The organism is Pseudomonas sp. PONIH3, from assembly GCF_002934345.1.
In the GTDB taxonomy this organism is placed as follows: Bacteria; Pseudomonadota; Gammaproteobacteria; order Pseudomonadales; family Pseudomonadaceae; genus Aquipseudomonas; species Aquipseudomonas soli.
Window position 1 is genome coordinate 3,291,251 of sequence record NZ_CP026386.1, and the last position, 20,546, is coordinate 3,311,796.

Below are 20,546 nucleotides of genomic sequence, written 5' to 3' on the forward strand. Positions count from 1 at the left end.
CCCAGTAGCGTGGACGCTCCCCACAGCAAGGAGCGGCCATGCGTCCCCTGGAACGTATCGAATTCATCGACCAACAGATTCTCACGCTGCTCGCCGCAATGCCCGTACCCGGCCGGCACGCGCAGGCTAGGCCCCGACTCCACCATGAGATCGCCAGTTTCTGGACGGCTACCGATACCCAGGGGCGCTCACGCCGTCTGCGGCTGGTGGACCTGCGCAGGGCATTGATGCAGGCCGAGCTCGGTTTGCGCGTCCACGACCAGACGCTGAGCGAGCAGCAGGCGCAGCTCGTCAGTAGCTGCCTCGACCTGCCCTGCGCCTGGCAACGCCACCGCCAGCCGGTGGCGCAGCGCGTACAGGTGTACCGACCGGTCCTGAGCCGCGACCGCCCCCAATGGCGGGCCGCACTCCCTGGCACCTTCGTGCTCATGGCCGGCACAGCGGAAGGCGCAAACCAGGTTCCTGCACAAGCACATGGGCCGGCGTACCTGTTCGGCCTGCCCCAGGGCATCGAGGTCTACACGTCGCTGGCCGAGCTGCATCAGGAGCTGTGCGAGCGGCTCGACGACCCGATCCAGAGCACTCCACTGTTGCAACTGCTGGTCGAGCCTGAGCAGATCGCCAACGCCCGTCTCGCTGACCGCCTGCGCTACCAATGGTACGCAGACGACCCTATCGAGGCCCAGGTGGACAGCCTGATAGAGGCGCAACGGCGGCGTCTCCACACTGCCTGGGCGACAGCAGATGCGCAGGCCGACATCGGCAAGGCCGTTGCTCTTGGCGATGAATGTGGCAAGCGTCCGCTGCTCGAGACCCGCTATGCCCTGCTGCTGGAAAAGCACCTGCCCAACTGGCTGCGCCAGGCAGGCCCGCAAGCCCTGGCGCATATCATGCAGACCCTGCAAGTACTGGTGGCCACCGGTCAGCAGGTAGCCGCCCCCGGGATTCTCACCCTGCGCCAGTTCCAGGAACAGAACCGCCTCGAGGACTGGGCACGCCAGCGCGTGCAACAACACTTGCGCAATGACCTGGGGTTGACCATTGCGCCTGCGGATATCGAGGTCTACGTCACCCAAACCCGGCAGGTCGGCCCCCACCTGAATCCATTCAACCCATCCAGCTACATCACCTGGCGCGGGCTGGAAAAGGTCGGCGGCCAGCTTGTCGAGAACATCCACGAGCGCTACTCCCTTGATCAACTGGCGCTGCGCAACGTGGCCTGGTTCGATTTTGACTATTGGCTCACCGCCCGCATCGTCCACCGCCTTGGCAAGCCATTGCCAGCCGAACTGTCGCCAGGCTACATCAAGCGCATGGTGCGGCATCTGAGCGTAGGGGGCAGCTATGTCGAGTACCTGAGGGCGCAACTGATCGATTCGACCGTTGGCGCCTGGCGTCTGCATGCCCATTGCCGGATCAACCGTGCGCGGATGCGCGCCGAAGCGGCCAAGGCGCGCTATGCTGGGCATCTAGCCGCTGGTGGCAGCGAACGTGGCTATGCATGGGTACGCCAGGTGCTGGACTACCCTCACAACGCCTTGCGCCCACCGGTGGATGGCGACTCTCTCACCGTGCGGCAATTGTTGATCGGTGGCCATACTGTGCAAGGCGTATTGCTCATCAACTGCAGCACGCCTCGGGTAGGCCTGTTCGTGCTGTACACCCCCGACGCGCCAGACCGCAGGGCCTGGCGTGCGTTCGCCAGCCCACGCGAACTGCTACGACTGCTCAAGCGCAAACCCGCCTTGCGCAGCTATGTCACCAGTCGCATGGCGCAACGTTCCAAGGCCGCCACTGAAGGATTATTGGTCAAAGGTCGCCTGGGCCCAGTGCTGAGTACACCCGCAATCGCCGACGATCTGTTCTTCGCCTACTACATGGCCGAAGTCCACGGCATGCTGGCAGTCGCCGATGCCAACAGCCGCACTTCGGCTGAAGCAGACGCGCAACAAGCTGTCGCCATCTCCTGGCGGGTACTCGACCTGATCAGCCTGATACTGCCGTCGAGGTTACTGGTCCCGATGTCGCTGGGGCGCATGGCGATCGAGATCTGGGGCAGCGCGGAGGCCTATCGCGCCGAAGACCTCAATGGTGTGCTGCAGCATGTGTACAGCGCACTCGGTCACTTCAACGATGCGACCACCAGCTTGGCCACCACCGGCCTGATGCGCCGCCTGCTACGCGGCATGCCGGCGCAGCCGCCGTTGCCGATGCCCAGCCACTACAGCGTCGCGGCCCCAGCCGAACACCTGCGCTATCGAATCGATGGCATCTATGGCGAGGGGGTCTTCGAAAAAGCTTCGGAATTCGAAGGCCTGAGCCACTACTTCATCCAGGATGCACAGCAGCGACACTACCGGGTCACCTTCGATGGCCAGCGCTGGCGCGTGATCGACCCCGCCCAGCCGGATGCTTACCAACTACAGCCGCTCAAGCGCCTGGCCGATGGCCGTTGGGTGATCGACTCACCACTGCTCTGGTATGACGGCCTGCCAGACCTGGAGCGGCTGTTCGATGACTGCCGCCTACCCGAAGAGCTCGACGGGACAGCGATCGGCGACATCGACGGGCTTTACCTGGCCCATGAGCAGCTGTACCTGCAAACCCGCGGCGGCCAGCTGGCGCTGCGCCGCCATCTGCTTCAGGGCCGCTACCACCTGCCGATCCCGGCTACCCGCAGCACCGGCGTGGAGCCTTGGGCAGTGTTACGCTGGCAGGATCATCAGTGGCGTATCCAAGTTCGCCAGGCCGGGCGCAGCAGCGCCTGGCTGACGCTGCCGCAGGCTTACGCTGTCAGCCGAGGCAGCACAGCGTCCAGGCGCTGATGCAAGGCGCTGCCGCTCGGCCAGTTGCGCAGCAAGCGCGCCCGGTCACGGGCAAACGCCGGAGCGAAGCTGAGCTGGGTGGCATGTTGGCACATGGCGTCGAGGTCGATCAGCGACCATTGGCCGTCCTGCCAGAACAGGTTGTGGCCCTTGAAGTCGCCATGGCTGATGCGCTCGCGGATCAGTTGCTGCATTACCAGCACCAGGGCCTCGACCTGCGCGTCGGGCGCCTCGCCACTTTGCACGTAGGGTGCAAAGCATTCGATCAAGTCCGGCCCGTCGGCGTACTCGGTCACCAGATAGGCCGTGCTGCGCAGCCCCATCACCCGCTGCTCCAGCACCGCCAGGGGGCGAGGCGTGGCGATGTCGAGAAACTCAAGACGGTGCCCTTCGATCCACGAATGCCAGGCCCGGCTGGGGCGCCAGAAGCGCTTGAACCAGTGGGCGGTATTCTTGATGTTGTAGCGCTTGAGCACCAGCGTGCGGCCGCCCACCTCGATACGCGCCACACTGGCCGCCCCACCGGTCTTGTACAGGTGGCCCTGGTCAATCAGTACATCGGCCTTCTCGAGCACCGCCAGCAGCGCCTCGACTTCGCCGCGACGGATGGCGCGCAGGCCCGACAGACTACGTTCGACGCTGAACAGCGTACATTCGCGCCCGGCCTTGTCCAGGTAGTCTTTCAGGCGCCAGTTGCGCACCTTGTCCACCTGCTTTTGCAACGCCTCCAGCGGCAGCGCATGCTCGGCGTTGGCCAGGATGTAGTGCACCAGCGCCTCCTCGATGAAAGGCTCCAGGCGCTTGGGCAACTGGGCGAAGAACACCCCGAGGTTTTCCAGCACGCGCTGACGCGACAGCTGCTGGCCGGGGGTTTCGGCCTTGATACCGGCGCCGTCGATCAGGTACAGCGTGCCGTCCTGGCGCAGCAGGTTGTCCAGGTGCAGGTCCTCCTGCCACAACCCCTTGGCGTGCATGTGCGCAACAGCGGTCAACGCCTCGCCAAGCACCAGGTGCTGCTCGTCGGCGAGCATCGGCAATGACTCCACCTCGGCCCAGGCGTCACCCAGGCTTTCGGCATGATCGAGGTATTCGAACAACAGCCAGCCACCCTCGCCATCCTTGAGGCCATCGACCAGCAGCCGCGGAGTGGTCAGGCCCTGATCGGCCATCAGCCGGGCTCCATCGCGTTCGCGCTGGAAGTGGCGGGCGGCGTTGCCGCCGACCAGCAACTTGGCCAGGACCTTGGTGCCACGCCAGATGCCGGCGCCGACATAGCGCTGGCCCGGCAGCACGCGCAGCAGGCTGAGCAGTTGCAGGTCGGCGCTGCCCGCCGCGTCAGCGAGGGTGATGGTCAGGGGCAGGCTTGGTCTGCGCCCGGCCTCCTTCAATTCGGACAGGCGCATCAGCGGGCCTCTTTGTGACGGCGGCGTTGGGTCAGGCGTTGCAGCCAGGTGGAAACCAGGGCGCTGTCTGCCGGCTGCTCCAGGTAGGCGGCCAGCAGCACAAGCACGTCTGCCTCGCTCCAGGCACGGGCACGCCTTAGCAGCGGCTCGAGGTCCTTGACCCGGTCACGCATGCCGAACAGCAGCGGGCGGGTCTTCTCCAGGTCGATCAGCTGTGCCTGCCAGCCCTCGCGGCGCTCACGCAGGAAGATATGCTTGGGGTAGAAGCAACCGTGCATCTGCCCGGCGGCGTGCAGGGTGCGGGCCAGTCGTCCACAGGCTTGGAGAATCGCCTCGCGCTGCGGCGCAGCCATCTGCGACCAGCGGGCAAGCAACTGCTCGAGATCAATCCATTCGTCCAACGCGCGGGTCATGAGAATCGCGCGATGCTGCCCAGCCTGTTTGCGCTCGCCGTAGAACACCGCCTGCAAGGCAGGGATGTCGAGCTTCTGGTAGCGGCTGATGTTGCGGAACTCGCGGGCGAACGTCGGCTCGCCAAATGGCCGCTGCAGGCTGCGAGTAAAGTAGTCGCTCTGGCGCTTGAGGTAGAAGCCCTTGCCCTCCAGCTCCAAACGGAAAACGCTGCTCCAGCCACCACGGCCAGTGTTGGGTTCATCGACAGCGTCCAGTTGCAAAGCCCAGAGCGCCTCGAAGTCGCCCAGTCCGTGGCGTTGCAGCAGTGCCTGATCGGCACTGGCCAGGTAGTCGGTCATTCTCTTCCCTCGAAAAAACCCAGGACCTGACGGATACGCTTCTTGTCGCGGCCATGCAGACGCGCATGTCCACGGTATTGCAGATAAAAGCGCAGGCGCTGGGTCGCCGACAAATGATATTTGGCAACCTTGTCCAGGCATGCCAGATCCTTGATCAACCGATGGCGCAGCATGAAGCCGCGCCAGAAGTCACCGGTTGGGCAATCGATGAAGAACAGCGTGCCCTGGTCATCGACCAGCAGGTTGCGCCACTTCAGATCGTTATGGGCGAAATGATGGTCGTGCATCACCCGCGTATGCCGCGCCAGCTGGCGGCTGACATGGTCGACCCAGGCCGCGTCACGCAGGCGCGGATCATTGCGCTCAGCCAACGCCGAAAGGTCCTCGGTGCGTGGCAGTTCGCGAGTGATCATCGCCCCACGGCCAAACGCCAGGCCCTGGCGCTCGAGGCCCCAGGCGACCACGTCGGCGGTGGGGATGCCCCACTTGGCGAACTGCTTAAGGTTCTGCCACTCGGCCTTGACGCGCGGGCGCCCCAGGTAGCGACGCATGTGCTTGCCGGCGCCAGTGTAGCGTTTGACGTAGTAGTTGACCCCGTCCCGTTCGATACGGATGACCTCGCTCAGCGGGTCGCGGGTCAGGCGCTCGCCCTTGATCGCGAACACCGCGTCGATACTGCCGAAATCGGCCGCCAGGTGCGCATACTCAGGCGCCAGGTTCCAGCTCGCCATCAGAGTGCGTCCCCGTAACGTTGCTTGCGGTCATAGAGTTTCTGCGCCTTGCGCTCCAGCCAGGCGAGCAGTGCGGCCTCGTCCTTGAGCACCTGGCGCAACGGGCGCTGGAAGTAGCCACGCAAGAAGCGCAGCTTGTCGCGGCGGGTCAGGCCGATGTCCAAGGCCGAGAAATACAGGGCGGCCAGGTCCTTGTCGCGCCAGCGGCGGGTAATTTTCGCCCGTGTCTGAGCGCGGTGCAGGTCGATCACCGACAGCTTGAAGTCTTCCGGCGTCACCGGGCGGTCGGTGTGCAGCAGGAAATGACAGATGTAGCAGTCGCGGTGATTGACCCCTGCGCGGTGCATGCCGCCGGTCATCTTCGCCACCTCGGCGATCAGTGCGCGCTTCAGGCGCGGCGCTGGCGGCTGCTTCACCCAATCGATGCTGAAGTCTTCCAGGCTGACGGTCGGCGCCAGCTCCTCGGTGACGATGAACGAATGCTGGGTGGCCGGATTGCCACCGCGCTCGCCGTAGGCCACGGCGGTCATGGTTGGCACGCCAGCTTCATGCAGGCGCTGGATCGCACGCCACTCCTGGCCGGCACCGAGCACCGGCAGCTTGGCGCTGAGCAGGTTCTTGAAAATCTCGCCCCAGCCGATGCCACGGTGGATCTTGACGAAGAAGCCCGCGCCATCGACCTCGGTACGCAGGGTGCGACGGCCTTCCAGCTCGCGATATACCTCGCCCTGCAGGGCCTCGACGGCATCGAAGGGGTCACGCCCGGCCCACAGGCGCTTGAACGGTTCGGCCAGTATCAGCTTCATGCGGTCTCCTGCCCAAGGATCACATCGGCGGCATGCTGCGGCATGCTGTACAGGTCGGCGGTGGCGGCGAACGCCACGCCGTTGCTCGCCCAGGATGCACGGGCCGCGGCGTCTTCGAGCATGCGTTGCAGATAGGCGTTGAGCTGGTCCTGCTCGAATGGCTCGTCCAGCACCAGGCCGCTGTCGGCCTCGGCGATGTAGTGGGCATAGCCGCACACCTGCGACACCAGCACCGGCAGGCCGGCGACCAGCGCCTCTAGCAATACGGTACCGGTGTTTTCGTTGTAGGCAGGGTGGATCAGCAGGTCGGCGCCAAGCAGGAAGCGCGGAATATCGCTGCGCCCCTTGAGGAACTGCACCTGGTCGCCCAGGCCGAGAGCCGTGCTCTGCACCTGGAACAGCTTGGGGTCGTCCTGGCCGATGACCATCAGTTTCGTACGCTTGCGCAGGGCCGACGGCAGCGCCGCGAGGGCCTTGAGGCTGCGGTCGACGCCCTTGGTCTTGAAGCCCGAGCCGATCTGCACCAGCAGCAACTCGTCGTCGGCCAGGCCGAACTCCTGGCGGAAGGCGGCGCGGATGGCCTCGGCGTCGGCCGGGCGCCGGCGGTCCTGGGAAATGCCCGGCGGCAGCAGGTGGAAACGCGCCTCGGGCGTACCGTAGTGCTTGATGAACAGCGGCTGCTGCACCTCGGAGATCATCAGGATCTCGGTACGTGCATCCTTGGCGAACACCGCCCGCTCGTACTCGGCGAAGTGGCGATAGCGGCCCCAGCGGCGGTAGAGGCCGCCGCGCAGGGTCTGGGCCTTGTCCTCGAAGCAGCCATCGGCGGCGTAGTAGACATCCAGGCCGGGCATCTTGTTGAAGCCGATCAGGCGATCGACCGGACGCTTGACCAGGTCCGCCGCCATCCACGCACTGAGCTTCTCGTTGCGGCGATGGTTGAACAGCGCCTTGACCGGCGCCACCAGCACCTCGAAGCCCGGCGGAATATCGCCTTCCCAGATCAGCGTGTACACACGGATCTGGTGGCCACGCTTCTGGCATTCGAGGGCGATGCGCATGAAGTCACGCTGCAACCCGCCAAAGGGGAAATACTTGTAGAGCACAAAAGCCAATTGCATCAACGAACATCCTCAGCCAGCAGCAGCGCGCTCAAGCGGCCCGCCACATGCTCGGGATTCAGGCGAGTGAAGCACAGCGGCCACTCGCGTTTGAGATCGAACCGGCGCAGGTCCTCGGCACTCGGTTTATAGGTGCACTTCTTCTGCAGGCACGGGGCGCAGGGGAAGTCGCTCGCCTGGTGGATCTGGGCGCGTCCGTAGGCACCGGTCAGACCAGGGTTGGTGGGGCCGAACAGGGAGATGGTCGGCACATCCAGGGCCGCGGCCAGGTGGCCCAGGCCGGTGTCCACCGCCACGCAGGCCTTGGCGGCGGCCAGCACACGGGCCACGCCCGCCAGGTTCAATTTGGGCAGCACCTGGCAATTGCTCAAGCCCTGGGCGATGCGCTCGGCGCGGGCTTTTTCCGCAGGATTGCCCCACGGCAGCATCACCTGCAGCTTGCGCCGGCCCATGCGCTCGGCCAGCTCGCGCCAGTAGGCCTCGGGCCAATGTTTGGTGGCCCAGGTGGTGCCATGCAGGAACACCACGTAGGGCGCGGCGGGCGGCAGTTGCAAGCGGTTGAGGTCAAGGCCGTAGTTGCCCAGCCCTTCCGGCAGATCGTAGGCAAGGGCCAGGGCGAACAGTTGGCGCACGCGTTCAACGGCGTGCTGGCCGACAGCGACCGACAGCCGCCGGTCATAGAAGCGGCTGGCCCAGCCCTCACGAGCCGAGTAACGGTCCAGGCCGGCTACCGGCGCTTTCACGTAACGGGTCAGCCAGGCCGACTTGACCAGGCCCTGGGCATCGATCACCAGGTCGTACTTGCGCTCGCGCAGGCGCTGCTTGAAGGCCTTCCACTCGCCGCTCTTGAGCGTCTGCCAGATATTCTTGCGCCAGCGCCGGATAGCCACCGGAATCACCTGATCGACCGCCGGGTGCCAGCTGGGGATCTCGGCGAAGCCTTCCTCCACCACCCAGTCGAAACGGATGCCGGGGATGGCGTGGGCGGCGTCGGTAAGGGCCGGCAAGGTATGGATGACGTCACCCAGCGACGACGTCTTGATGATCAGGACCCGCACTCAGTCGACCTCGGCCACGGTTGCGATCAGGTCGGAACCACCCAGGCTGTGCAAGGCGGCGATCACTTTCGCCGGCTCCAGCAGCCGCAGGCAGTTGTAGTGGCCGAAGCGGCAGGTGCGGTCGAAGCATGGGCTGCATTCGATACCGGTGCGCACCACTTCCACCTGGTCGGCCAGCGGCGGGGTGAAGCCCGGCGAGGTCGAGCCATACACCGCCACCAGCGGACGGTTGAGAGCGGCAGCCACGTGCATCAGCCCGGAGTCATTGGACACCACCGCGCTGGCGCAGGACATCAGGTCGATGGCCTCGGCCAGCGAGGTCTCGCCGGCCAGGTTGCAGGATTCCTCACGCAGGCCCGGGATCAGTCGGTCGCGGATCTGCTCACCGACAGGGTGGTCGTTCTTCGAACCGAACAACCACACCTGCCAGCCCTGGCGGATCATCGCCTCGGCCACTTCGGCGTAATGCTCGGCGGGCCAGCGCTTGGCCTCGCCGAACTCTGCGCCGGGGCACAGGGCGAGCACCGGGCGGTCCAGCTCCAGGCCGAACTTGGCCAGGGCGGCCTCGCGGCTGGCCGCCTCGATTTGCAGGGCCGGGCGCGGATACGGCTTGGGCAGTTCGCTACCCGGTGCGTAGGCCAGGGCCATGAAGCGCTCGATCATCAGCGGGTAGCGCGCCTTGTCCAGCTTGCGCACATCGTTGAGCAGCAGGTAGCGCATCTCGCCGCGCCAGCCGGTGCGCTTGGGGATGCCAGCGAAATACGGCACCAGCGCCGACTTGAGCGAATTGGGCAGCAGGATCGCCTGGTCGTACTGGCCGGCCAGCGACTTGCCGATGCGCCGCCGCGTGGCCAGCTCCAGCGCGCCGTGGCCGAGCGGAAAGCTCAAGGCCTGGCGCACCTCGGGCATGCGTTCGAGGATCGGCCGGCTCCACTCGGGTGCCAACACGTCGATCACACAGTCGGGGTGCTGCTGTTTGAGGCTCTGGAACAGGGTCTGCGCCATTACCATGTCGCCGACCCAGCTGGGGCCAATGATCAGTATTCTCATGCTTTATCCAGAAACATTCGGGGAGGCTGCAGGCTGCGCTACAACCTGGCCTCCCCTCTTTATATTCAGGCTATGTGGCGGACAGTGTACCACCGAGGGCGCGCTGCGCCCTTTTCGCCGGCAAGCCGGCTTCCACATGGACCGCATTCACCTGTGGGAGCCGGCTTGCCGTGGCGACGAACCGCGACGAAAAGGCCGCAAAGCGGCCCCGACAATCTCAGCTCAAACCCAACTGCCCCCAGATCCGCCGCACCTCGCGACGCTCCTCGGCGAACTGCGCCGCGTCGATCACCCCGGCCTGCTTCTGCAAGGCCTGGCGGTGCGAGGCCGAGCGGAACGCCTTGTACAGCTCGCGCAGCAGCACGGCGTCGGCGGCGGGCATCAACCCGGCCTGTTCGAGCTCTTCGAGGATACGGATGTTGTCGGTCCAGCGCAGTATGGCCGGATGGTCGTGGGACCAGGCCAAAGCGGCGTATTGCACCATAAATTCGATATCCACGATACCGCCGGCATCCTGCTTGATATCGAAGGGTTGCCCGGCATCGAAGGCATTGCCCGCCGTGCCCGCGGCGGTGGCCTTGGTGCCCAGGTTGTCGCGCATCTTGGCGCGCATCTCGCTCACTTCGGTGCGCAGCTTGTCCAGGTCACGGGGCTGGCCGAGCACCTTGGCCCGCACGCTCTCGAACGCACTCGCCACCTGTGGACAACCCACCAGCACCCGGGCCCGCACCAGGGCCTGGTGCTCCCAGGTCCAGGCCTCGTTCTGTTGGTAGCGCTCGAAGGCGCCCAGCGAGCTCACCAGCAACCCCGAGGCGCCGGACGGGCGCAAGCGCATGTCCACGTCATAGAGCTGGCCGGAGTTGGTCTGGGTGGTCAGCAGGTGGATGATGCGCTGGCCCAGGCGGGTGTAGAACTGCGCGCTGTCGATCGGCTTGGCGCCGTCGGTCTCGGCGTTCGGGTCACCGTCGTGGATGAACACCAGGTCCAGGTCCGAGCCGTGACCCAGCTCGAGGCCGCCGACCTTGCCGTAGCCAACGATGATGAAGCCAGGGTCGCATAGGCTGCCGTCGCTGCGCTTGGGCTGGCCATGGCGTGCTACGGTCTGGCGCCAGGCCAGGGCCAGCACCTGGTCGAGAATGGCCTCGGCGAGCCAGGTCAGGTAGTCGCTGACCTTCATCAACGGCAGGTTGCCACTGATCTCCGAGGCCGCCACGCGCAGGCTGTGGGCCAGCTTGAAGTGGCGCAGGGCCTCCATCTGCTGTTCCAGGTCATCCTCGGGGATACGGGTGAGCCGTTCGCGCAGCTCGGCGGCCAGCTCCGGTGCCAGCGGCGGGCTGAACAGTCGGCCTTCGTTGAGCAACTCGTCGAGCAGCAGGGGGTAGCGCGCCATCTGTTCGGCGATCCATGGGCTGGCCGCGCACAGGGTCAGCAGACGGCGCAGCGCGCCGGGGTTTTCAGTGAGCAGCACCAGGTAGGCCGAGCGGCGCGCCACCGCCTCGACCAGGGGCAGCACCCGCTCCAGCACCAGGTCCGGGTTGTCGTGCTCGACCGCCTGGGCCAGCAGCCGCGGGATGAAGGCATCCAGGCGTTCACGACCGATGCGCTGCATCGAACGCAGTGTCGGGCTGACCCGCAAGGCATTGAGCCGGCGCAGCGCCTCGGCAGGCTGGTGGAAACCGGCCTCCTGCAACTGGCGCCCGGCGGCTTCTTCATCCTGAGCCTGCTCCCACAGGGGCGACCATTCGCCACCGACTACCAGTTCGCCCTCGGCCTCATCCTCATCCGGATCGGCGATCACCTGGCGGAAATGCCAGTCGATCCGCCCACGCCAGTTCATCAGTTGGGCATGGAAACCATCCCAATCGGCAAAGCCCAGCATATAGGCGATGCGCGCGCGGTCGGTCGGGTCGTCCGGCAGCATCTGGGTCTGGCGGTCGGCGATGGCCTGGATCGCGTGCTCCGTGTAACGCAGGAACTCGTAGCCGTCGCGCAGCTCGGTGACCACCGCCGACGGCAGGTAGCCCTGGCCCTCCAGGGTGGTCAGCACTTTCAGCAATGGCCGCTGCTGCAGGCTCAGGTCGCGCCCGCCATGGATCAGCTGGAATGCCTGGGCGATGAACTCGACCTCGCGGATGCCACCGGCCCCCAGCTTGATGTTGTCGGCCATGCCCTTGCGCCGCACTTCCTGCTGGATCAGTTGCTTCATGGTGCGCAGCGCCTCGATGGCGGAGAAGTCAAGGTAGCGCCGATAGACGAATGGCCGCAGCATCTCCTGCAACTGCGCGCCGGCCGCCTGGTCGCCGGCCACTACCCGCGCCTTGATCATGGCGTAGCGTTCCCAGTCGCGCCCCTGGTCCTGGTAGTACTGCTCCAGGGCATTGAAGCTGAGCACCAGCGCGCCTGCAGAGCCGTAAGGGCGCAGGCGCATGTCGACACGGAACACGAAGCCATCGACGGTGACCGGGTCGAGCGCCTTGATCAGGCGCTGGCCGAGGCGGGTAAAGAACTCCTGGTTGTCCAGCGAGCGCTTCACGCCTTCGGTTTCACCGCCCTCGGGGAAGGCGAAGATCAGGTCGATGTCCGACGACAGGTTCAACTCCACCGCGCCCAGCTTGCCCATGCCCAGCACCACCAGGTGCTGGGGCTGGCCGCTGCGGTTGCCGATGGGTGTGCCGAACTGCTGGCAATGGCGCGGGTACAGCCATTGATAGGCTTCGTCGATGCTGGCATCGGCGAGGTCGGACAGGTCGCGGCAGGTCTCGGCCAACGCCGCCTGGCGGGTGACGTCGCGCCAGATGATGCGCAGCTGCTGGCGATTGCGCTCGCGGCGCAGGTTGCGCGCCAACTCGTCCTCGGATTGCGCGGCCTGGGCGGCGCCCTTGATGCGCGCACGCAATTCGCCTGGTGCGAAGGCACGTGCCATCTCGCCGCCGGCCAACAGGTCGAACAGCATCGCCGGCTCGCGTTGGGCCTGGGTGAGCACGAATTCGCTGGCCGCCGCCACCTGGTCGAACTGCCGACGCTGATCTTCTGTCCAGCTGCTTGTCGCCAGGTCAGGGTGCGCAACCAGTGCGTCTGCTAGGAACTGTCGATTACGAACGACCAGTGGTTGGAGAGCGGCAGGCAGATCGAGCGGCAAAGGCAGGCGCATGGTCTATCCTTGATCGGCGTGAATGAGAGGGGTTGAGGGGGTCAAGCGCAGGCTGGACCACGGTTGGACTGTCGTACAAAAGTTGGAAATAGCCGAAAAAACCGAAAGATTGGCAAAAAACATCAAGATCCACCCGTTAGCAACACAACGCCAACCAACATGAACGTTTTTCCTCACAACCCAGGGTGCGACCAAACGTCGCATTTGTGTAGTTTTACTACTACGCCCAACGTGCAAAAGCATGAAATGCGAAAGCATTTGTAGTAAAACTACACCGCGCCGGATGACTGTCCGGTAATCCAAGAATTCACGACGTCTGCCCATAAGGCCAGTCGCAAACTCAGGCCATCGATTCTGGTGGCCTTTCCGCCCTGGAGCAAGCCATGCAAGACCTCGATCCAATCGAAACCCAGGAATGGCTGGATGCCCTGGAGTCGGTCCTCGACAAAGAAGGCGAAGACCGCGCTCATTACCTGATGACCCGTATGGGCGAGCTGGCCACCCGCAGTGGCTCGCAGCTGCCGTATGCCATCACCACGCCGTACCGCAACACCATCCCTGTCACCCACGAAGCACGCATGCCCGGCGACCTGTTCATGGAACGCCGCATTCGCTCGATGGTGCGTTGGAACGCCCTGGCCATGGTCATGCGTACCAACCTGAAAGACTCGGACCTGGGCGGACACATCTCCAGCTTCGCCTCCAGCGCCACCTTGTATGACATCGGCTTCAACTACTTCTTCCAGGCCCCGACCGACGAACACGGCGGCGACCTGATCTTCTTCCAGGGCCACGCCTCCCCAGGCGTCTACGCCCGCGCCTTCATGGAAGGCCGCATCAACGAAGAACAGATGAACAACTTCCGCCAGGAAGTGGACGGCAACGGCCTGTCTTCGTACCCGCACCCATGGCTGATGCCTGACTTCTGGCAGTTCCCGACCGTTTCGATGGGTCTGGGGCCGATCCAGGCCATCTACCAGGCGCGCTTCATGAAGTACCTGGAAGCCCGTGGCTTCATCCCGGCCGGCAAGCAGAAGGTCTGGTGCTTCATGGGTGACGGCGAGTGCGACGAGCCGGAATCCCTGGGCGCGATCGCCCTGGCCGGCCGCGAGAAGCTGGACAACCTGATCTTCGTCATCAACTGCAACCTGCAGCGCCTCGACGGCCCGGTTCGCGGCAACGGCAAGATCATCCAGGAACTCGAAGGCGTGTTCCGTGGCGGTGGCTGGAACGTCAACAAGGTCGTCTGGGGCCGCTTCTGGGACCCACTGCTGGCCAAGGACACCAATGGTGCCCTGCAGCGCCGCATGGACGAAGTCATCGACGGCGAGTACCAGAACTACAAGGCCAAGGACGGCGCGTACGTCCGTGAGAACTTCTTCAACACCCCAGAGCTCAAGGCCATGGTCGAAGACCTGTCCGACGAGGAGATCTGGAAGCTCAACCGTGGCGGCCACGACCCGTACAAGGTCTACGCGGCATACCACCAGGCTGTGAACCACAAGGAGCAGCCGACCGTCATCCTGGCCAAGACCATCAAGGGTTACGGTACCGGTGCCGGCGAAGCCAAGAACACCGCGCACAATACCAAGAAGGTCGATGTCGAAAGCCTGCGTCACTTCCGTGACCGCTTCGACATCCCGGTCAAGGATGCCGACCTTGAGAACCTGCCGTTCTTCAAGCCTGAAGAAGGCTCTGCCGAAGCCAAGTACCTGGCCGAGCGTCGTGCTGCCCTGGGCGGTTTCGTGCCTCAGCGTCGCGCCAAGAGCTTCAGCGTGCCGACCCCGCCACTGGAAACGCTGAAAGCGATCCTCGACGGTTCGGGCGACCGCGAAATCTCCACCACCATGGCCTTCGTGCGCATCCTGGCGCAACTGGTCAAGGACAAGGACATCGGCCAGCGCATCGTCCCGATCATCCCGGACGAAGCCCGTACCTTCGGTATGGAAGGCATGTTCCGCCAGCTGGGCATCTACTCGTCGGTTGGCCAGCTCTACGAGCCAGTCGATAAAGACCAGGTGATGTTCTACCGCGAAGACAAGAAGGGCCAGATCCTCGAGGAAGGCATCAACGAAGCCGGCGCCATGTCGTCGTTCATCGCTGCCGGTACCTCGTACAGCTGCCACAACCAGCCGATGCTGCCGTTCTACATCTTCTACTCGATGTTCGGCTTCCAGCGCATTGGCGACCTGGCCTGGGCCGCTGGCGACAGCCGCACCCGTGGCTTCCTGATCGGCGGTACTGCCGGCCGTACCACCCTCAACGGTGAAGGCCTGCAGCACGAAGACGGTCACAGCCACATGATGGCGGGCACCATCCCGAACTGCCGCACCTACGATCCGACCTACGGCTACGAGCTGGCGGTGATCATCCAGGACGGCATGAAGAAGATGACCGAAGAGCAACAGGACATCTTCTACTACATCACCGTGATGAACGAATCCTACCAGCAGCCAGCCATGCCGGCCGGTGTCGAGGAAGGCATCATCAAGGGCATGTACCTGCTGGAAGAAGACACCCGCGAAGCCGCGCACCACGTACAGCTGATGGGCTCCGGCACCATCCTGCGCGAAGTCCGCGAAGCCGCGAAGATCCTGCGTGAAGAGTTCAACGTCGGCGCCGACGTGTGGAGCGTCACCAGCTTCAACGAACTGCGTCGCGACGGCCTGGCCGTGGAACGCGCCAACCGCCTCAAGCCTGGCCAGAAGCCTCAGCAGACCTACGTCGAAGAGTGCCTGGCCGGTCGCAAGGGCCCGGTCATCGCCTCCACCGACTACATGAAGCTGTTCGCCGAGCAGATTCGCCAGTGGGTGCCGAGCAAAGAGTTCAAAGTCCTGGGTACCGACGGTTACGGTCGCAGCGACAGCCGCAAGAAGCTGCGTCACTTCTTCGAAGTCGACCGCCACTTCGTGGTGCTGGCTGCCCTGGAAGCCCTGGCTGACCGTGGCGAGATCGAACCCAAGGTTGTGGCTGACGCCATCGTCAAGTTCGGCATCGACCCGGACAAGCGCAACCCACTGGACTGCTGAGGAGTATTTTTAAGTGAGCGAACTCATTCGCGTACCTGACATCGGCAGCGGTGAAGGTGAAATCATCGAGCTGTTCGTCAAGGTCGGTGACCGTATCGAGGCCGACCAGAGCCTGCTGACCCTGGAGTCCGACAAGGCCTCCATGGAGATCCCGGCCCCCAAGGCCGGCGTGGTCAAGGAACTGAAGGTCAAGCTGGGCGACCGCCTGAAAGAAGGCGACGAGCTGCTGGTCCTGGAAGTCGAGGGTGCCGCTGCCGCGGCACCTGAGGCGCCTGCCGCTGCTGCTCCGGCGCCAGCTGCTGCCCCAGCGCCTGCCGCCGAAGCCGCCCCTGCTCCGGCCGCAGCCCCGGCTGCCGCCAGCGTGCAGGACATCCACGTGCCGGACATCGGCTCATCGGGCAAGGCCAAGATCATCGAAGTACTGGTCAAGGTCGGCGACACCGTCGAAGCCGACCAGTCGCTGATCACCCTGGAGTCCGACAAGGCCTCCATGGAGATCCCGTCGCCCGCCGCTGGCGTGATCGAAGCCGTGCTGTGCAAGCTGGAAGACGAAGTCGGCACCGGCGACCTGATCTTCAAGATCAAAGCCGCCGGCGCTGCCCCTGCTGCCGCGCCAGCGCCAGCCGCCGCTCCGGCCAAGGCTGAGGCTGCTCCAGCCGCGGCACCTGCCGCTGCTGCTCCGGCTGCCGCCCCCGCACCGGTCGCCACCGCGCCGGCCGCCGGCAGCAACGCCAAGGTCCATGCTGGCCCTGCCGTTCGCCAACTGGCCCGTGAATTCGGCGTCGACCTGGGTTCGGTCGCGGCTACCGGTCCGCACGGTCGCATCCTCAAAGAAGACGTGCAGGTCTACGTCAAGGCCATGATGCAGAAGGCCAAGGAAGCCCCGGCTGCCGGTGCTACCGGCGGCGCTGGCATCCCGTCGATCCCGGCTGTTGACTTCAGCAAGTTCGGTGAAGTCGAAGAAGTCGCCCTGACTCGCCTGATGCAGGTCGGTGCCGCCAACCTGCACCGCAGCTGGCTGAACGTACCGCACGTGACCCAGTTCGACTCCGCCGACATCACCGAGCTGGAAGCTTTCCGCGTTGCGCAGAAGGCCGTGGCCGAGAAGGCTGGCGTCAAGCTGACCGTGCTGCCGCTGCTGCTCAAGGCCTGCGCCTTCCTGCTCAAGGAACTGCCGGACTTCAACAGCTCGCTGGCGCCAAGCGGCAAGGCGATCATCCGCAAAAAGTACGTGCACATCGGCTTCGCCGTGGACACCCCGGACGGCCTGCTGGTCCCTGTGATCAAGAACGTCGACCAGAAGAGCCTGCTGCAACTGGCTGCCGAAGCCGCCGCCCTGGCCGAGAAAGCTCGCACCAAGAAGCTCTCGGCCGACGACATGCAAGGCGCCTGCTTCACCATCTCCAGCCTCGGCCATATTGGCGGTACCGGCTTCACGCCGATCGTCAACGCGCCGGAAGTGGCGATCCTGGGTGTCTCCAAGGCAACCATGCAGCCTGTCTGGGACGGCAAGGCCTTCCAGCCCAAGCTGATGCTGCCGCTGTCGCTTTCCTACGATCACCGAGTGATCAACGGCGCCGCCGCCGCGCGCTTCACCAAGCGCCTGGGCGACGTGCTGGGCGATATCCGCACCATGCTGCTGTAATCGCTGCACGCTGCCCCTCAAGCGAGGGGCAGCACCGTTTTCGAGCTGCCACGCTCGTACCTCAACCCCGCCAATTGGCGGGGCTTTTTTTATTGGGCCCGCTCCCACCAAGGACCTCGCTTCAGATTTCATCCTGTTGGCCGACAACCTGTTCACAGCATCCCGCATGGGCGCTTGCCAGCCCACGGGACATGATGCAACCTTGCCCGATACGCCGTGCCTCAGGCCGCGCCCCAGTTCAAGCGAGTCTTCGATGAAAAGCCAACCCGATGCCGCCAGCCGTGTGGCGGCCGAGGTCGTGACGCAGCTCCCCGTGCCCTCGCGGCTCGGCATGCTGCGTTTCGAACGGCTGAACGAAGCCAGTTGGGCGATGCTCTACCTCGATCCGGCGTGCGACCGCCAATTCGGCCTGCCCGCTGCCGAGCTCTGCGCCCTGATCGGCTCGCCCTATGCCAGCCTCATGGAGCCTCAGGCCCGCTATAAGCTGCACGACGAGATCCAGCTGCAACTGGCTCAGCGCGGCCACTACCGGGTGCACTACACCCTGCACGCCAGCCCAGCGCCACTGCGCCTGCTGGAAGTCGGCGAAAGCTACAAACAGCACAGCCGCCAACTGCTGCGTGGCTACCTGACGGTGTTCGACGATCACCCGCAAGACGCCCCCGACCTCGATGCGAACGACCTGGAATCGCGCAACAATCGCCTGCAACTGGCGCTACAGCTGAACCAGCGCGCCCAGCAGGAGCAGCTCGAGCACCTGGATCGGGTACGCGCCCAGCAGGACCTGATCCTGCGCCTGGCACGCCAGCGCTACAGCGTCGGCAACTCGCTGCTCGAAGCCGCCGAACTGATCACCCGCAGCGCCTGCGAGATCTACCGGGTCGACTGCGCCAGCATCTGGTACCTGAACGATCAGCGCCTGGAGCCGATCAGCGCCTGGTACCGCCGCGAACAACAGCACCGCATGCCCGAGGCGATCGACGCCAGCCGCTTTCCCGACTACCTCGAGGCCTTGCACGCCAGCCGCGCCATCGACGCCCACAACGCCAGCCACGACCCGCGCACCCGCGAGATGGCCGAGTCGCTGTACAGCACCGACGACAACGCGATGCTCGATGCCAGTATCCGCATCGATGGCCAGGTGGTCGGCGTGCTGTGCCTGGAACAGACCGGCCAGCCGCGGGCCTGGCAGTCGGACGAGATCGCCTTCGCCGGCGAGCTGGCCGACCAGTTCGCCCAGGTCATCAACAACCACAACCGACGCACCGCCGCCAGCGCCCTGCACCTCTTCCAGCGGGCCGTGGAGCAGAGCGCCAGCGCCTTCCTGCTGGTCAACCGCGACGGCGTGGTGGAATACGTCAACCCCAGCTTCACGGCGATCACCCAGTACAGCACCGAGGAAGTCCAGGGCCACCACCTGGCCGAACTGCCGGCCCTGGAAAACCTCAGCGAGCTGCTGTTCGACTCGCCGTCGAGCCTGGCCATGGGCAACAGCTGGCAGGGCGAGTTCAAGAGCCGGCGCAAGAACCTCGAGCCCTACTGGGGGCAACTGTCGATCTCCAAGGTGTACGGCGACAACCGCGAACTGACCCACTACATCGGCATCTACGAAGACGTCACCCAAAGCAAGCTGGCCCAGCAGCGCATCGAGCGCCTGGCCTACACCGACAACCTGACCAACCTGGGCAACCGCCCGGCTTTCATCCGCAACCTCGACGAGCGCTTCGCCCGCGACAGCAACAGCCCGATCTGCCTGCTGCTGGTGGACATCGACAACTTCAAGCGGATCAACGACAGCCTCGGCCACCAGACCGGCGACAAGCTGCTGATCAGCCTGGCCCGGCGCCTGCGCAACAGCCTGGCCAACGGCGGCAGCCTGGCGCGCTTCGCCAGCAACGAGTTCGCCGTGCTGCTCGACGACACCAGCCTAGATGACGGCCAGGGCGTGGCCCACCAGCTGCTGCGCACCCTCGACAAGCCGATGTTCGTCGACAACCAGCTGATCAACGTCACCGCTTCCGTGGGTCTGGCCTGCGCGCCATTGCACGGCAGCGACCCGGCCACGCTGATGAAGAACGCAGGCCTGGCCCTGCACAAGGCCAAGGCCAACGGCAAGCACCAGGTCCAGGTGTTCACCGAGGTGCTCAACGCCGAGGCCAGCTACAAGCTGTTCGTCGAGAACAACCTGCGCCGCGCCCTGACCCAGAACGAACTGGAGGTGTTCTACCAGCCCAAGCTGTGCCTGCGCAGCGGTCGCCTGCTGGGCCTGGAGGCGCTGCTGCGCTGGAACCACCCCGAGCGCGGCATGATCCGCCCCGACCAGTTCATCAGCGTGGCCGAGGAAACCGGCCTGATCATCCCCATCGGCAAGTGGGTGGTGCGCCAGGCCTGCCGCATGAGCCAGCAGCTGCGCGAAGCAGGTCTTGGCAACCTGCACGTGGCCATCAACCTGTCGCCCAAGCAGTTCTCCGACCCGGAGCTGGTCGGCTCGATCGCTGGCATCCTCAAGGAGGAAGCCTTGCCACCGCACCTGCTGGAACTGGAGCTGACCGAAGGCCTGCTGCTCGAAGCCACCGAAGACACCCACCGCCAGCTCGACGAGCTCAAGGCGCTGGGCCTGACCCTGGCTATGGACGACTTCGGCACCGGTTACTCCTCGCTGAGCTACCTGAAGAAGTTCCCGATCGACATCATCAAGATCGACCGCAGCTTCATCAACGAGATCCCCGACAACCAGGACGACATGGAGATCACCTCGGCGGTGGTGGCCATGGCCCACAACCTCAAGCTCAAGGTGGTCGCAGAAGGGATCGAGACGCCCGAGCAGCTGGCATTCCTGCGCCGCCACCGCTGCGACGTCGGCCAGGGCTACCTTTTCGACCGCCCTATTCCGGGGCGCGAGCTGAGCGAAAAACTGCGCCGCTATCCCCGTGGTCCGGTGGACTGACAGCAGCGTAAAGCTCGGGCACTATAGA

12 protein-coding genes are annotated in these 20,546 nt (G+C 65.0%); 4 read left to right on the plus strand and 8 right to left on the minus strand.

Translation table 11 applies throughout. The features are described 5' to 3' along the window. Positions 1–38: 38 nt before the first annotated feature. Positions 39–2,825, plus strand: a complete 2,787-nt coding sequence (locus C3F42_RS15315; protein ID WP_104444591.1) for a dermonecrotic toxin domain-containing protein — start codon at positions 39–41, stop codon at positions 2,823–2,825. Here the strand turns inward: C3F42_RS15315 and C3F42_RS15320 are convergent. The 8 genes from C3F42_RS15320 to glnE all read right to left on the minus strand — a co-directional run bounded on the left by C3F42_RS15320 (position 2,786) and on the right by glnE (position 12,897). After that, positions 2,786–4,228 (minus strand): lipopolysaccharide kinase InaA family protein, encoded by a 1,443-nt coding sequence (locus tag C3F42_RS15320; RefSeq protein WP_104444592.1) that lies wholly within the window; start codon positions 4,226–4,228, stop codon positions 2,786–2,788. The two genes, C3F42_RS15315 and C3F42_RS15320, sit on opposite strands and share 40 nt — an antisense overlap. Continuing rightward, entirely contained in the window at positions 4,228–4,980 is a 753-nt protein-coding gene (locus C3F42_RS15325; RefSeq protein WP_104444593.1) for a lipopolysaccharide kinase InaA family protein, read from the minus strand. Before C3F42_RS15325 ends, C3F42_RS15320 begins: the two co-directional genes overlap by 1 nt. Further along, positions 4,977–5,711, minus strand: coding sequence for a lipopolysaccharide kinase InaA family protein (locus tag C3F42_RS15330; protein ID WP_094011544.1), 735 nt, complete (start codon positions 5,709–5,711; stop codon positions 4,977–4,979). The genes C3F42_RS15325 and C3F42_RS15330 overlap by 4 nt, the downstream gene beginning before the upstream one ends. After that, positions 5,711–6,517, minus strand: a complete 807-nt coding sequence (gene rfaP / locus C3F42_RS15335; protein ID WP_094011545.1) for a lipopolysaccharide core heptose(I) kinase RfaP — start codon at positions 6,515–6,517, stop codon at positions 5,711–5,713. The genes C3F42_RS15330 and rfaP overlap by 1 nt, the downstream gene beginning before the upstream one ends. Beyond that, on the minus strand, positions 6,514–7,638 hold the full coding sequence (locus C3F42_RS15340) for a glycosyltransferase family 4 protein (RefSeq protein WP_104444594.1): 1,125 nt from the start codon (positions 7,636–7,638) through the stop codon (positions 6,514–6,516). The genes rfaP and C3F42_RS15340 overlap by 4 nt, the downstream gene beginning before the upstream one ends. Continuing rightward, positions 7,638–8,696 carry a lipopolysaccharide heptosyltransferase I gene (gene waaC / locus C3F42_RS15345; RefSeq protein ID WP_038707212.1) on the minus strand — a complete coding sequence of 353 codons (1,059 nt, stop codon included), beginning with the start codon at positions 8,694–8,696 and terminating at the stop codon, positions 7,638–7,640. The genes C3F42_RS15340 and waaC overlap by 1 nt, the downstream gene beginning before the upstream one ends. Next, positions 8,697–9,746 (minus strand): lipopolysaccharide heptosyltransferase II, encoded by a 1,050-nt coding sequence (waaF, locus tag C3F42_RS15350; RefSeq protein WP_094011546.1) that lies wholly within the window; start codon positions 9,744–9,746, stop codon positions 8,697–8,699. It abuts the gene before it with no gap. Between the two features lie 217 nt (positions 9,747–9,963). Then, entirely contained in the window at positions 9,964–12,897 is a 2,934-nt protein-coding gene (gene glnE, locus C3F42_RS15355; protein WP_104444595.1) for a bifunctional [glutamate--ammonia ligase]-adenylyl-L-tyrosine phosphorylase/[glutamate--ammonia-ligase] adenylyltransferase, read from the minus strand. Positions 12,898–13,280: 383 nt separating this feature from the next. Between glnE and aceE the strand changes: the two genes are divergently transcribed. From aceE to C3F42_RS15370, 3 genes are all read left to right on the plus strand, one after another. Beyond that, positions 13,281–15,926, plus strand: coding sequence for a pyruvate dehydrogenase (acetyl-transferring), homodimeric type (aceE, locus tag C3F42_RS15360; protein ID WP_023630463.1), 2,646 nt, complete (start codon positions 13,281–13,283; stop codon positions 15,924–15,926). A gap of 13 nt (positions 15,927–15,939) precedes the next feature. Beyond that, a complete protein-coding gene (gene aceF / locus C3F42_RS15365; protein WP_094011548.1) occupies positions 15,940–17,571 on the plus strand; it encodes a dihydrolipoyllysine-residue acetyltransferase in 1,632 nt (543 codons plus the stop codon). A 253-nt stretch (positions 17,572–17,824) separates the two neighbouring features. Continuing rightward, positions 17,825–20,518 (plus strand): bifunctional diguanylate cyclase/phosphodiesterase, encoded by a 2,694-nt coding sequence (locus C3F42_RS15370; protein ID WP_038707208.1) that lies wholly within the window; start codon positions 17,825–17,827, stop codon positions 20,516–20,518. Positions 20,519–20,546 lie beyond the last annotated feature (28 nt).